The sequence below is a fragment of the Streptomyces sp. NPDC012825 genome (genome assembly GCF_042900925.1).
Taxonomy (GTDB): Bacteria; Actinomycetota; Actinomycetes; order Streptomycetales; family Streptomycetaceae; genus Streptomyces.
The window spans coordinates 596,870-610,092 of the sequence record NZ_JBIBBZ010000001.1; the positions used below are offsets into that span (position 1 = coordinate 596,870).

The window sequence follows — 13,223 nt, forward strand, 5'->3', positions numbered from 1 at the left end:
GGACCGGTCAGGAGACCGGAGCCGCCCCGCCGTCGGTCCCGCCTTCGCCCCCGCCCGTGGCCCCGGACTCCGCCGGCGCCTGACCCGTCGTGTGTGCCGACTGGCGTACGGACAGGGCGGTGTTGAAGCGGGTGAGCAGGCCGCAGAAGGCCTCGCGCTCCTCCTGCGTCCAGCCCTCCGTGACCTCCACCATGAGCCGTCGGCGCGAGGCGCGGACCTCCTCCAGGCGCGCGAGGCCGCGCTGCGAGAGCTGGAGGACGACCGCCCGCCCGTCCTCCGGGTGCGAGGCGCGCTTCACCAGGCCGGTGTCCACGAGCGGGGCGACCTGGCGGGTGACCGTCGACGAGTCGATCCCCATGCCCGCCGCGAGCGCCTTGACGCCCATCGGGCCCTCCTGGTCGAGCCGGTTGAGGAGGAGGTACGCGGCCCGGTCCATGGAGTTGCGGAGCTGGCCGGTGCCGCCGAGGCGGGTCTGCTCGGCCCGGCGGGCGAAGACGGCCACCTGGTGCTGGAGGGCGTCGAGGAGACCGGGGTCGAGAGCGGTCGTCATGTCCTGGGACGGGGGCATGGCTGTGGGTCTCTCTCGTGCGGGAGCGGTCGGACGGTGGGGGACAGAGTACGCGGACCCGGGGGGGTCCGTACCGGGCCCGTCCAAACCCGTTCCGGTGCCTGCCCGCCGGGCGGTCATCAGGGCCGTGAGCTGCGAGACTTGCTGTCATGAGCTTCCGTACACCACGCCCCTTGCACCGGCTGATGCTCGACGACGTGCGCGGGGCGCAGAAGATGCTGTCCGGGGTGGCCCGCGTGACGGCGATGGAGGGCAGCCGGCACCTGTCCTCCCTGGTGGGGGCGCCGGTCCACCTCAAGTGCGAGAACCTCCAGCGGACCGGGTCCTTCAAGCTGCGCGGGGCGTACGTGCGGATCGCCGGGCTGCGGCCCGAGGAGAAGGCCGCCGGGGTCGTCGCCGCCTCCGCCGGGAACCACGCGCAGGGCGTCGCGCTCGCCTCCCGGCTGCTCGGCGTGCACGCCACCGTCTTCATGCCGGTCGGCGCCCCGCTGCCGAAGGTCGCGGCGACCCGGGACTACGGCGCCGAGGTGCGCCTCCAGGGGCAGGTCGTGGACGAGACGCTCGCGGCGGCGGAGGAGTACGCGCGGGAGACCGGCGCCGTCCTCATCCACCCCTTCGACCACCCCGACGTCATCGTCGGACAGGGCACGGTCGGCCTGGAGATCCTGGAGCAGTGCCCCGAGGTCCGCACGATCGTGGTCGGCGTCGGCGGCGGCGGTCTCGCGGCCGGCATCGGGCTCGCGGTGAAGTCGGTGCGCCCGGACGTGAAGGTGGTCGGCGTGCAGGCGGAGGGCGCCGCCGCCTATCCGCCCTCGCTGGCCGCCGGGCACCCGGTGGTCGTCGATGCGCCGGTGACGATGGCCGACGGCATCAGGGTGGGACGCCCCGGCGACGTGCCGTTCGACCTGGTCAGGGAGTACGTGGACGAGGTCCGCACGGTCTCCGAGGACGCGCTCTCCTCCGCCCTGCTGCTCTGCCTGGAGCGCGCCAAACTGGTCGTGGAACCGGCCGGCGCCAGCCCGGTCGCGGCCCTGCTGACCGACCCGGAGTCCTTCCGGGGCCCGGTGGTCGCGGTCCTCTCCGGCGGGAACGTCGACCCGCTGCTCCTCCAGCGCGTGCTGCGGCACGGCATGGCCGCCGGGGGCCGCTACCTGAGCCTGCGGCTGCGCGTGACGGACCGGCCGGGGGTGCTCGCGTCGCTCCTCGCGGCCCTGACGGTGGTCGACGCCAACGTCCTGGACGTCAGCCACGTACGGACCGACCCGAGGCTCGGCCTGAGCGAGGCGGAGGTCGAGCTGCACCTGGAGACGAAGGGCCCGGAGCACTGCCGGGAGGTGACGGAGACCCTGCGGGAGGCCGGGTACACGGTCCTGGGCTGACCGGTCCTGATCGTCGCCCCCTGCCGGGCCCTCGCGGTCCGCGCGTACCGCCCGGCGGCACCGCGTCACCACGCGCACGCGTGTACGACGGAGGGCCGGACCCCGCGGGGGTCCGGCCCTCCGTGGAAGAGCGGGGGTCTCAGCCGGTGTACGGCTTCGCGCTGAGGATCTTCACCGCGGCCTTCTTGCCGTTCGGCAGCTCGTACTCGGCCTCGTCGCCGGCCTTCTTGCCGTTGACGCCGACGCCCAGCGGGGACTGCGGCGAGTAGGTCTCGATGTCACCGCTCGCGTACTCGCGGGAGGCGAGGAGGAAGGTCAGGGTGTCGTCCTCGTCGCCGTCGAAGGCGATCGTGACGACCATGCCGGGCTCGACGACGCCGTCGTCCGCCGGGGCCTCGCCCACCTTGGCGTGCTGGAGCAGCTGGGTGAGCTGACGGACCCGGAGCTCCTGCTTGCCCTGCTCCTCCTTGGCCGCGTGGTACCCGCCGTTCTCGCGCAGATCGCCCTCTTCGCGCGCGGCGGCGATCTTGGCGGCGATCTCGGTACGCGCGGGACCAGACAGGTACTCAAGCTCGTCCTTGAGCTTGTTGTACGCCTCCTGGGTGAGCCAGGTGACGTTGTCGCTGGTCTGGGTCACAGGTGCTCCTCGTAGGTACTGGGAATACAAAGCATCGCCCTACACGGGAATGCTGTGCTGTCCCGGGTGGGCGAAACCACGAGCCTAACAATGAGTGGCGGAAAGCGGGAGGACATAAACCACCGGAATGGTGTCGCCCCAGGTCACCGCGGCGACCCGCCGGGACTCGTCACCGGCTCCCTACCCACCGCTACCGGGTCGTACACCCGAGCAGTTCGGCGCTCGTCGCGTGCGCGGTGGTGCGGAGGGAGAAGACCTGGTCGACCCGGGCGGCGGGGTCGTCGATCCGCACGTCCTTGCGGGCCACCTCGGTCCCGTCCTCGGAGCGCGAGCGCAGGGTGCAGACGCCCTGGACGCCCTCGTCCTTGCGGATCTCCAGGTGCACCTGGACCTCGGAGGCGCTGACCACGTCGAACTTGATCAGCTCGGCGCTGATCCTGCTGTCGACGACGTAGTACCAGCCGAACCAGCCGAGGACGCCGAGGAAGACCACCCCGAGCACGGACCCGACGATCTTGAGCCTGCGGTCGGCCCGCTCGTCCGCGGAGCGCCCGTAGCGCCCCTCGGGCGGCTGCTCTCGCACCGCGCTCATGATCGTTCCTCTCGAAGTCGGGGGTGGCGGAATTTTCGGCCCCCCGATTCCGTCACTATAGAGACCTCCCTCCACGACCGATCACCGAGGACCGAGTCTTGACTGAGCAGCTCCGACTGATGGCCGTCCACGCCCACCCCGACGACGAGTCGAGCAAGGGTGCGGCCACGATGGCCAAGTACGTGTCCGAGGGGGTGGACGTCCTGGTGGTGACGTGCACGGGCGGCGAGCGCGGCTCGGTCCTCAACCCCAAGCTCCAGGGTGATCCCGAGATCGAGGCGAACATCCACGAGGTGCGCCGCAAGGAGATGGACCGGGCCCGCGAGATCCTCGGCGTCTCCCAGGAGTGGCTGGGCTTCGTCGACTCGGGCCTGCCCGAGGGCGACCCGCTGCCCCCGCTCCCCGAGGGCTGCTTCGCGCTCCAGGACGTCGACGAGGCGGCCGGCGAGCTGGTCCGCAGCATCCGCTCCTTCCGTCCCCAGGTCATCACGACCTACGACGAGAACGGCGGCTACCCGCACCCCGACCACATCATGACCCACAAGATCACGATGGTGGCCTTCGACGGTGCGGGCGACCCCGAGGCGTTCCCCGAGGACGCGTTCGGCCCGGTCTGGCAGCCCCTGAAGCTCTACTACAACCAGGGCTTCAACCGCCCCCGCACCGAGGCCCTGCACCAGGCGCTCCTCGACCAGGGCCTGGAGTCCCCCTACGGGGAGTGGCTGGAGCGCTGGAAGGAGTTCGAGCGCAAGGAGCGGACCCTGACCACCTTCGTGCCCTGCGCCGACTTCTTCGAGACCCGGGACCGGGCGCTGATCGCCCACGCCACCCAGATCGACCCCGACGGCGGCTGGTTCCGCGTCCCCATGGAGATCCAGAAGAAGGTCTGGCCGACGGAGGAGTACGAGCTCAGCAAGTCGCTGGTGCCGACCTCCCTCCCCGAGGAAGATCTCTTCGCGGGCATCCGAGACAATGCCTGACATGAGCGCACACCTGGCACTGACCCAGCTTGTCCCCTTCGCCGCCGAGGAGCTGGACAAGAACAAGGTGACCCCCGGCGTCCTCGGCTTCGTCGTCTTCGCGGTCCTGGCCCTGGCGGTCTGGATGCTGATGAAGTCGATGAACCGCCACATGGGCCGGGTCTCCTTCGAGGAGGCCCCGGACCCGGCGACCGCGCCGGCGACCCCGGCCGAGACCCCGAAGAAGTAGCACCGCCCGGACGACGGGCGTCCCGCCCTCCGGGAGCACGGCCCGGAGGGCGGGGATCACACGTGGCCCGGCGACGGCAGGGCAGGATGGCTCCATGGCGAACCGACTGGCCCATGAGACCTCCCCGTACCTCCTCCAACACGCCGACAACCCCGTCGACTGGTGGCCCTGGTCACCCGAGGCCTTCGAGGAGGCCCGCCGCCGCGGCGTCCCGGTCCTGCTCAGCGTCGGGTATTCGAGCTGTCACTGGTGCCAGTGAACTCGCGCAAGGTGGCAGTCCGGAGCCCGGGCACGGATGCCCGGGCTGAAGATCAACAGGCCGATTCGATCGAGTAGGTACCCGACCAGTACGTCGACATTCAGCCAGAGCCCTGGTCAGCCCGCTGCACGCGGGAGCGTCCGATAGCGGTGTGCGCTTCCTTCACCCTGCGGCCGGGCGGTGTCGTACGCGTGCCCGGTAGGGGGCTGGTGCTACCGCTCCGTACGACGCAGGAACTGCCAGCCCAGTACGGCCAGAGCGAGCGTCTGCCCGAGAGAAGCGAGCACGAGCACGGGCTGAACGACGGCCGAGCACCAGAACGCGGTCGTGCAGACCATGGGCAGCACCAGGTACGTGAACAGGTCCACCGCGGTCTGAAGCCGCTTGCGCATGGTGCGGCCCGCAACGCTGCGGTGGTAGCTCTCCCAGCCGAACACTGCGCCGTGAGCAGAGGTGAGTTCCTCCAGGCGCGGACCCAGCCGGTCGCGGACGTAATAGCCGATCGCCGAGATCTTCTCGTCGTTGACCAGGTAGGTCCAGCCCAGGATCAGACAGATCGCGGGGACGGAGAGCAGCAGCCGGGACTGTCCGCTCTGCGCGGTGATCGCCACGACGGCAGTGGCTGCCGCAAGGGTGAAGTACAGCAGGTTGTCGCGAAACCCTATGCGGGTCTTTTGTTCCTCCTTGAGGCAACCGTACTCGGCCAGCAGGATCTTGCTCTCGGTGACGTCATCCGTGGAGGTCACAGGCACCCCTATGCTTGAGTTCGGGATCAGCCGGCGATCTGAAAGGGAGCCAGGCTGTCGGGGCCGTGCCGTTCGATCCAGTTCTTCCCGTCCGCCGCTATCCCCTCCAGAAGCCGGAAGGTGTGGGTGGAGCTGGCCGCACTGAGGTTGATCTCGGAGATTTCCTGGGAATTCTCGGTCGGCGCCAGTTGGTGGGCGTCGGCGTCCTTGACGCGGATCTTCCTGACCGGTCCGTTGGCGAGGAAGAGTTCCAGGTCGTAGCCGATGTCGGCGTTCTCCGTCACCTGTACAGAGGTCAGCGCGTCGAACCGGTAGTTGCTCCGCTGCTCGTTCTTACGCGTTCCGTCGAAGAAGTCGAACTCAGAGCTGATCTCGCGGATACCGTCCTGGGTGAACAGGAACAGGCGGAACACATAGCGCGAGTACCGCCATGGGCCGCCTCGGACCCGGCCACGCTTGTAGGAGGGACCCGGGGCCATCAGGATGGTGTGGGTGATCAGGTCACGCCAAGTGAGCCGGTGGTGCCGGAGTGCCTCATCGACGAACGAGGTCTTGTCGCAGGTGAGCCAGGTCTCCATCTCCAGTTCGCTGGGGCGTGTAGCGTCCAGGAACGACTTCCAGCGATGGTAGGCAATCTGCCGTTCGGCCAAATGCTCGCTGTATTCCTGGGTCTCCCGGTTCAGCCGGTGCTCTTCACGCCGGACCTCCAGCCATCGGGAAGCGCTCGCGTGCCCGGACCAAGCCGCACCGAGCACGGCCAGGAACGCCCACAGAGGTCGCGGTTGGGCGGCACCGATGGCCGCTGTGCCGAACCCGGCCAGAGCCGCGACACCGAGAACGGCGAGAGCCGCCACGGTCAAGGCCTTTGTCCTGCCCGATGTCCGGTCCTGGCGGTACCGATCGGACAGGGTGCCGTTGTTGTAGCGATCTCGGGTGTTCTCGGCGAGGTACCGGATCAGCCAGTCGACTCGCTCCACACCGATTCGGCTTTCCCGGTAGAGGTCCGCGATCTCGGCGGCGAGGCTGCTGCGGATCTGAACCGTGTGACCGAGCCAGGCATCCGAGGTGAAGCCGTGGGGGCTTCGAATGCTGAAGTAGTGATCGAACGAATGGCGGACGCGCTTGGTGAACCGGTCCTCGGCGATCGGGGGATCGCGCGGATCCGGGGAGTGAACCTCGGCCCCGAAGCCGGGCCTGGGCTTCTGATCCCACCACCGAACGCCGAAGCGCGCCGCGGTCAGGCCCGCGCAGAGTGCCACCGCTAACTCGACGATCGCCTGGGCCGGATTCGCGATCAGAGCTAGGGCCCCGAGGAGAGCACTGCTGATGGCGAACAGGACCACCCGGCCAGGGAGGGCCGTCTTGGCGGCGGCAGCGGTGCTCGGGCGGGGCCGAACGGCCCGCGCCCCGATGGGGTCGGGTGCGAAGTAGGCCCAGACCCGCTGGGCCCGACCGTTACCGAAGCGTTCCGCCCTGGCCCGCCCGAGAGTCTCCGCCCACAGGTCGTCCTTCAGCCCTCCGGTGAGTATCACGTCGAGGTGGCGGAGAATCGCGTCGTGCTGGCGGAACGGCAGTTCCTGCAGTTGCTTCAGCACGGGGCCGGTCTCGCTGCCGGCGGTGCTGAGTACCGCCAACAGGTCAAAAGTGACGCGCAGGGCTTCTTTCCACTTGTCCTCGGCGAAGTCCCGCACAAGCCCGTAGGCATAACGCAGCTGCCCGACCTCTTCAGCGGTCAGGTCGTGGTGGGTGCGTGCGCTGAGCATGGCGAGCACCCAGTGGAAGCGCACCTCCGTACCGTCGTACCCGTGGGCGATCGCATCGGTGATCATTTCGCGGGCCCGGCTGGGAACGCCGTCTTCCAGGAGCTGTACGCCGACCCGGTACTTCTCCTGCGGCGAGGCGTCCGGGTGGACGAAGTAGACGTTGGAGTTGTGTACGGTCTCAGCCTGGATCCCGATGGTCGAGCTGTACGCCGCCGAGCTATACGCCGCCGAGCTGTACGGGGCACTGTCGTCGTGGTTCATGCCAGGTCACCGGCCGCGGCAACCAGCGGAGTCAACGCGGCCACCAGCGCGGGGCACTCCACGACCAGTCCGCGCAGCCTCTTGAGTGTCATGACCGTCCGCTTCGCCGATTCAGGAGTGCGCTCCGCTGCCGACCGGAGGGCGTAGTCCAGATCGGTCAGGGCTTCCCGGTAGCTATCCTCGTCGAGGGCGCCCTCGTTGCGGTGCCACCCCAATTGATCGCGAAAACTGTTCAGTTCCGTGATCAGCTCCGTCGGGCCTGGTGCCTTTGAGACCGTGCTCATGTGGACACTGCTGCCCGTGACGGAGCCCGCCATGATGCCGACGGTGCTGTTGTGGACGGTGTTATTAACGGGCCGGTCGAACTGGTGGGCCGAACGGTTCTTGTCATCCTGGGGCACGGGGGTCTCCTCCTGCTCGCCCACCAGTTCCACTGCCAATCGGATGGCGAACGCCGCCGCGTTCGCCGCGGCCCGCGGCTGCCAGTTGCGGTCCTCCGAACTGTTCTTCGTGCCGTCCGCCCGGTCGCTGATCCCCCGGACGATGGCCACCGGCGCTCCGCTGAGATGGCCGGCCTGGGCCACACCGGCCGCCTCCATCTCGATGGCGAGCGCGTCGTTGTAGTGCTGTCGGATCCACTTCGCCTCGGCCGAGATCCTCGAGTTCTGGACGATCTCGCCGGCGGCGATCGCCCCGAAACGCACCTGTGGTCCGTCCTCGTGACCGGGTGTGGGGTCCGCCCAGTCATTCACACGGGCCAGGTGCGAGGCGAGCTGGCTGATGCCGTGCGGCGCTTCCCATACCCGGGGACGGGCTTTGAGCCCGTCGTCTTCGCTGGTCCCGCCGTGATAGGCGTACACGTGTGAGGCCATCACCACGTCACCCAGCCTGGTGGCGTCCCACAGGGCGCCGGCGACTCCGACGAACAGCACGGCCACCGGCGAGAACTCCTGGATCGCACGTTCGGCGATCACCGCGGCGGAATGGTTCCCTTTGTTTGTCAGGCCGAGTGCGACGCGGCACGATGTGCCCCGTACGGTTCCCACCTCGAACCGGGTACCGTGCTTATGGCGATGCACCTGAGGATCCGCCAGCCTCTGGCGCACGGACTGATATTCGAGGTTGAGAGCGGTGAGAATCACCACTGAGCTCTTCGGCATCTACTCCTCTTCCCCTCTCGTGCTCTCTTCCGTCGTAGACGGCGCGGGTCGGATCAGCGGCGGGAACAGCACGGTGTTCGGACCGGCTCGGTACAGCCGTGCGGGCCGTCCCCCTGTGGCCCTGCGGTCTGTGCCGACGGGAACGATGAACCCCTTTGCGGCCTGGACCTTCCGGTAGAAATTGCGGGTGTCGAGTGTGGTGCCCCAGACAGCCTCGTACACCTGTTGCAGCTCTGCGATGGTGAAGCTCTCCCCGCAGAACGCGGTGGCCAGTGCCGAGAATTCGATCTTGGTGCGCGCGCGTTCGATCCCGTCTGCGGCAATTCGACGGTGGTCGAAGGCGAGAGTCGCCTCGCCGGACAGGACGGCTTCTGCGGGAACCCACGCGGCATCGGTGGCATCCGTCCCCGCGACAGGATCGGGCAGCCCCGGTGCGATCGCCAGGTGGGCTACGGAGACGACTCGGCCCCGGGGGTCGCGGCCCGATCTTCCGTACACGGCCAGCTGTTCGAGGTGCACCCAGCCTGAGGTCAGGGCCGTTTCCTCACTCAGTTCGCGGTGAGCGGCGTCCAGGATCTCCTCGCCATCGTGGCTCAGGAATCCTCCAGGCAGCGCGAGCATGCCCCGGAAGGGATCTTCGCCCCGCTCCACCAGGAGGACGTGCAGACGACTGTCGCGCAGCGTCAGGATCACGAGATCGACCGTCAGCAGGACAGGAGGTGGTGACCAGGCGTCATTTTGCATGTGCTGCAAGGTACTTCAGTTGCTGTCACTTGAACAAGAAGTAGGGATTGGGGTCGATGCGTCGCTTGACCTCATGGCTGTGGCGCGCATGAATGGTCAGCTCGTGGTCGAACATGTCGGCTCGTACCTGCCTGCAGTGTCACGGCTTCCAGCCCGCGACTGGCGCGCTCGTGGCGTCGATGCCGAAGCGAAGTAGCCGTGGTCCGGTCACGTCAATGAACCGCAAACCGGATGCCGGGACCTGGGTCGGTTTCGTAAGTTGCTGCCCCGGGTGGTGCGATCTTCCGTCAACGTGACCTTGATCAGTTCTTGACCGGGTACGGCTAAACGATCACTTGCGAGCCGGCATGGCATTCGCAGGTGGTGCATCCGGCCCGGAGGCGGGGAATGTTCCGATCGGCCCATGAAGAATCGCGATGCGGGCGCTATCGGTCAGCTATCGAAAGCGGGGGGGCTCTCCGTCCTTACATGACCCCAAGATCGACCGTGATGGAGAAAGGCGCGGTGGCCTTCACTGTGCCGGTGAACATCTCGCCGTCCCGGTAAGCCTTAGTGGCGGGATCGAGGACGTAGGTGTAGACAATCGGGACACCGGTGGCGGCCTGTTCGACCCGCCAGTAGAAGGGGATGCCGGCCTTGGCGTACTGGTCCACCTTCACGATCCGGTCAGTGGTCTCCGAACCGGGCGACACGACCTCGACGACCAGGAGCACGTGCTCGGGACGGGTGGGCGTGAGGTCGATAGTGGCCGCGCGGTAGACGATGACGTCTGGTCGGCGGTTGGTGAGCGGAACGTCCTGCAGGCGGACGTCGAAGTCCGTGTCGGCGTTCCAGTCCGGGCCCGCGGCGGCGTCCAGGGCATTGGCCAGGAGCCGAGCCAGCCGGTTGTGCCGCTTGGAGGCGCTCGGGCTCACGACGACCATCCCGTCCACGATCTCGATGCCGGCGCACTGCTCCTCGGACCAGGAGTCGTACTGCTCCGCGCTGATCTGCGTGTGCATCCACGCGGGCGCCACCATCTCGGCGGACATGGTGTGCCTCCTTCGAGGGCCTCGGCAGGTCCGGCACTGCTGCGCCCAGCCTACTGTTCCGAGGCGTCGGGCCGCCCGACTCGGAGAGGGGCGGAGTCGCCCACCACGTGATGGGTCAAAAGTGCAATTCAGCCGAGCGGGACGAGCTCGCGAAGGTTTCGCCGGTCGCGCCGGGCGCTGTGAGAGGCTGGGTCGTATGAACCGGCTGGCTGGTGTGACCTCCCCGTATCTGCTACAGCACGCTGACAACCCGGTCGATTGGTGGCCGTGGGGACCCGAGGCGTTCGAGGAAGCGAAACGGCGCGATGTACCCGTTCTGTTGTCGGTTGGATACTCCGCGTGCCACTGGTGCCACGTCATGGCCCACGAGTCCTTCGAGGACGACGACACCGCCGTCCTGATCAACGACAACTTCGTCGCCGTCAAGGTCGACCGCGAGGAGCGGCCCGACGTCGACGCCGTCTACATGGAGGCCGTCCAGGCCGCCACCGGGCAGGGCGGCTGGCCGATGACCGTCTTCCTGACCCCGGACGCCGCCCCCTTCTACTTCGGTACGTACTTCCCGCCCGAGCCCCGTCACGGCATGCCCTCCTTCCCCGAGGTCCTGGCCGGTGTCCGGGACGCCTGGGCCGGGCGGCGCGGGGAGGTCGACGAGGTCGCGGACCGGATCGTCAAGGAGCTCGCCGGACGCTCCCTCGCGTACGGCGGCGACGGCGTCCCCGGCGAGGAGGACCTCGCGCAGGCCCTGCTCGGCCTCACCCGCGAGTACGACGCCACCCGCGGCGGTTTCGGCGGCGCCCCCAAGTTCCCGCCGTCGATGGTCCTGGAGTTCCTGCTCCGCCACCACGCCCGCACGGGCTCCGAGGGCGCCCTCCAGATGGCCTCCGACACCTGCGAGGCCATGGCCCGCGGCGGCATCTACGACCAGCTCGGCGGCGGCTTCGCCCGCTACGCGGTCGACCGCACCTGGACGGTCCCGCACTTCGAGAAGATGCTGTACGACAACGCCCTGCTCTGCCGGGTGTACGCGCACCTGTGGAAGGCCACCGGCAGCGACCTGGCCCGCCGGGTCGCCCTGGAGACCGCCGACTTCCTGGTACGGGAACTGCGCACCCCCGAGGGCGGTTTCGCCTCCGCGCTCGACGCCGACTCCGACGACGGCACCGGAAGGCACGTCGAGGGCGCCCACTACGTCTGGACCCCCGGGCAACTCGCCGAGGTGCTCGGTCCGGAGGACGCGGCCGTCGCCGCCGCCCACTACGGCGTCACCGAGGACGGCACCTTCGAGGAGGGCAGCTCCGTCCTCCAGCTCCCGCAGGACACGGGCGTGGCCGACGCCGAGCGGATCGCGTCGATCGCGGACCGGCTCCGCGCCGCCCGCGACGCGCGCCCGCGTCCGGGCCGGGACGACAAGGTCGTCGCCGCCTGGAACGGTCTCGCCGTCGCCGCGCTCGCCGAGACCGGCGCCCTCTTCGACCGCCCCGACCTGGTCGAGCGCGCCACCGAGGCCGCCGACCTCCTCGTCCGGGTCCACATGGACGAGGGCGCCCGCCTCACCCGTACGTCCAAGGACGGCCGGGCGGGCGCCAACACGGGCGTCCTGGAGGACTACGCCGACGTCGCCGAGGGCTTCCTCGCCCTCGCCTCCGTCACCGGCGAGGGCGCCTGGCTGGAGTTCGCCGGCTTCCTCCTCGACCTCGTCCTCGACCGCTTCACCGCCGAGGGCGGCGCGCTGTACGACACGGCCCACGACGCCGAGGCCCTCATCCGGCGCCCCCAGGACCCCACCGACAACGCCGCCCCGTCCGGCTGGACCGCCGCCGCCGGAGCCCTGCTCTCGTACGCGGCGCACACCGGATCCGACGCCCACCGGGCCGCCGCCGAAGGGGCCCTCGGCGTCGTCAAGGCCCTCGGCCCGCGCGCGCCCCGCTTCATCGGCTGGGGCCTGGCCGTCGCCGAGGCCCTCCTCGACGGGCCCCGGGAGATCGCCGTCGTGGGCGCCCCCGACGACGAGGCCTTCCGGGAACTGCGCCGTACCGCGCTCCTGGCCACCGCCCCCGGCGCGGTCCTCGCCGCCGGCGTCCCCGGCGGCGAGGAGTTCCCGCTCCTGAAGGACCGGCCGCTGGTGGACGGGCGGTCCGCCGCGTACGTCTGCCGCCGCTTCACCTGCGACGCGCCGGTCACCGACCCGGACGGACTGCGCCGGGCGCTCTGAGCGCGGTCCGGAACGGGGACGGCCCCGCCACCCCTCCGAAGAGGGGCGGCGGGGCCGCGCCGGAACCGGTGCCGGAGGCTCAGCCGTTGCCCGCGCCGTTGCCCGACAGGATCGGGATGTCGCTGAGGAGGTGCGACAGCGCCTCGTCGCCCTTGGCCTGGGTGGAGTTCTCCACGCACTGCTGGTTCTGCGGGGAGGACAGGACGTTGATGTCCTGGACGGTGATCGGGACGAGACCGATCAGCGAACCGGCGTTGACCTTGGCCGGCAGGCCGACGCACGGCTTGTTCAGGGAGCCCTGGACCAGCGCCAGCTGCGGGCTCATGTTGCCGTAGGTGGCGGAGTTGCCGTACACCTGGCTGGCACCGTTGCCGCTGAGCGAGGTGGTGCCGGTGTCGTCGGCGATCGCGAGCGCCTGCCCGGCACCCGTCGCCGTCGCGCCGAGGACCGACGCGGCCACAGCAGCCGTAGCGAACAGCTTCTTCATCAGTTCAGGCCTTTCGAATACTGGCTCGCCGATTGCCGAGCCGTACTGATCAACCGGCCGGGTCCCCGGAAGTTCCGGGAAGTCCACCGGACGGACTACGGGCAGATGAGCGAAACACCCTGAACCGCACCGTATTTCGAGCCGCTCGCACACGGGTGCGCGACGCGGCGCG

13 protein-coding genes and 1 pseudogene are annotated in these 13,223 nt (G+C 69.3%); 5 read left to right on the forward strand and 9 right to left on the reverse strand.

Annotated features, from left to right (window positions below; genetic code table 11):
* Positions 1 to 7: 7 nt before the first annotated feature.
* Complete coding sequence (locus tag ACFY7E_RS02985; RefSeq protein WP_389480042.1) at positions 8 to 568, reverse strand: MarR family winged helix-turn-helix transcriptional regulator; 561 nt, start codon at positions 566 to 568, stop codon at positions 8 to 10.
* Positions 569 to 717: 149 nt separating this feature from the next.
* Between ACFY7E_RS02985 and ilvA the strand changes: the two genes are divergently transcribed.
* Complete coding sequence (gene ilvA, locus ACFY7E_RS02990) at positions 718 to 1,947, forward strand: threonine ammonia-lyase (protein WP_383440947.1); 1,230 nt, start codon at positions 718 to 720, stop codon at positions 1,945 to 1,947.
* Positions 1,948 to 2,086: 139 nt separating this feature from the next.
* Here ilvA and greA read toward each other — a convergent pair whose 3' ends face one another.
* Together greA and ACFY7E_RS03000 are read right to left on the reverse strand one after the other, a co-directional pair.
* Positions 2,087 to 2,584 (reverse strand): transcription elongation factor GreA, encoded by a 498-nt coding sequence (greA, locus tag ACFY7E_RS02995; protein WP_389480046.1) that lies wholly within the window; start codon positions 2,582 to 2,584, stop codon positions 2,087 to 2,089.
* A 190-nt stretch (positions 2,585 to 2,774) separates the two neighbouring features.
* On the reverse strand, positions 2,775 to 3,176 hold the full coding sequence (locus ACFY7E_RS03000; RefSeq protein ID WP_383440951.1) for a DUF4307 domain-containing protein: 402 nt from the start codon (positions 3,174 to 3,176) through the stop codon (positions 2,775 to 2,777).
* Between the two features lie 98 nt (positions 3,177 to 3,274).
* Between ACFY7E_RS03000 and mca the strand changes: the two genes are divergently transcribed.
* The 3 genes and pseudogenes from mca to ACFY7E_RS03015 form a co-directional block, all read left to right on the forward strand.
* Positions 3,275 to 4,156 (forward strand): mycothiol conjugate amidase Mca, encoded by an 882-nt coding sequence (mca, locus tag ACFY7E_RS03005; protein ID WP_389480049.1) that lies wholly within the window; start codon positions 3,275 to 3,277, stop codon positions 4,154 to 4,156.
* Positions 4,149 to 4,385: a hypothetical protein gene (locus ACFY7E_RS03010; protein ID WP_383440955.1), complete on the forward strand. Its 237-nt coding sequence runs from the start codon at positions 4,149 to 4,151 to the stop codon at positions 4,383 to 4,385. The genes mca and ACFY7E_RS03010 overlap by 8 nt, the downstream gene beginning before the upstream one ends.
* Positions 4,386 to 4,479: 94 nt before the next feature.
* A pseudogene (locus ACFY7E_RS03015) lies at positions 4,480 to 4,638 on the forward strand (DUF255 domain-containing protein); the annotation flags it as partial.
* A 218-nt stretch (positions 4,639 to 4,856) separates the two neighbouring features.
* Here ACFY7E_RS03015 and ACFY7E_RS03020 read toward each other — a convergent pair.
* The 5 genes from ACFY7E_RS03020 to ACFY7E_RS03040 form a co-directional block, all read right to left on the reverse strand.
* A complete protein-coding gene (locus ACFY7E_RS03020) occupies positions 4,857 to 5,390 on the reverse strand; it encodes a hypothetical protein (protein WP_389480053.1) in 534 nt (177 codons plus the stop codon).
* A 26-nt stretch (positions 5,391 to 5,416) separates the two neighbouring features.
* Complete coding sequence (locus ACFY7E_RS03025) at positions 5,417 to 7,414, reverse strand: hypothetical protein (RefSeq protein ID WP_389480056.1); 1,998 nt, start codon at positions 7,412 to 7,414, stop codon at positions 5,417 to 5,419.
* Complete coding sequence (locus tag ACFY7E_RS03030; protein WP_389480058.1) at positions 7,411 to 8,574, reverse strand: purine phosphorylase; 1,164 nt, start codon at positions 8,572 to 8,574, stop codon at positions 7,411 to 7,413. The genes ACFY7E_RS03025 and ACFY7E_RS03030 overlap by 4 nt, the downstream gene beginning before the upstream one ends.
* Positions 8,575 to 9,318, reverse strand: coding sequence for an NUDIX domain-containing protein (locus ACFY7E_RS03035; protein WP_389480061.1), 744 nt, complete (start codon positions 9,316 to 9,318; stop codon positions 8,575 to 8,577). It abuts the gene before it with no gap.
* A 464-nt stretch (positions 9,319 to 9,782) separates the two neighbouring features.
* A complete protein-coding gene (locus tag ACFY7E_RS03040) occupies positions 9,783 to 10,349 on the reverse strand; it encodes a Uma2 family endonuclease (protein WP_389480063.1) in 567 nt (188 codons plus the stop codon).
* Between the two features lie 196 nt (positions 10,350 to 10,545).
* Between ACFY7E_RS03040 and ACFY7E_RS03045 the strand changes: the two genes are divergently transcribed.
* The gene (locus ACFY7E_RS03045; RefSeq protein WP_389480066.1) at positions 10,546 to 12,564 is read left to right on the forward strand and encodes a thioredoxin domain-containing protein; all 2,019 of its coding nucleotides are present in this window, start codon (positions 10,546 to 10,548) and stop codon (positions 12,562 to 12,564) included.
* A gap of 79 nt (positions 12,565 to 12,643) precedes the next feature.
* On the opposite strand, the gene ACFY7E_RS03050 is transcribed toward ACFY7E_RS03045, so the two are convergent.
* A complete protein-coding gene (locus tag ACFY7E_RS03050; protein ID WP_383440981.1) occupies positions 12,644 to 13,051 on the reverse strand; it encodes a rodlin in 408 nt (135 codons plus the stop codon).
* Between the last annotated feature and the right edge of the window lie 172 nt (positions 13,052 to 13,223).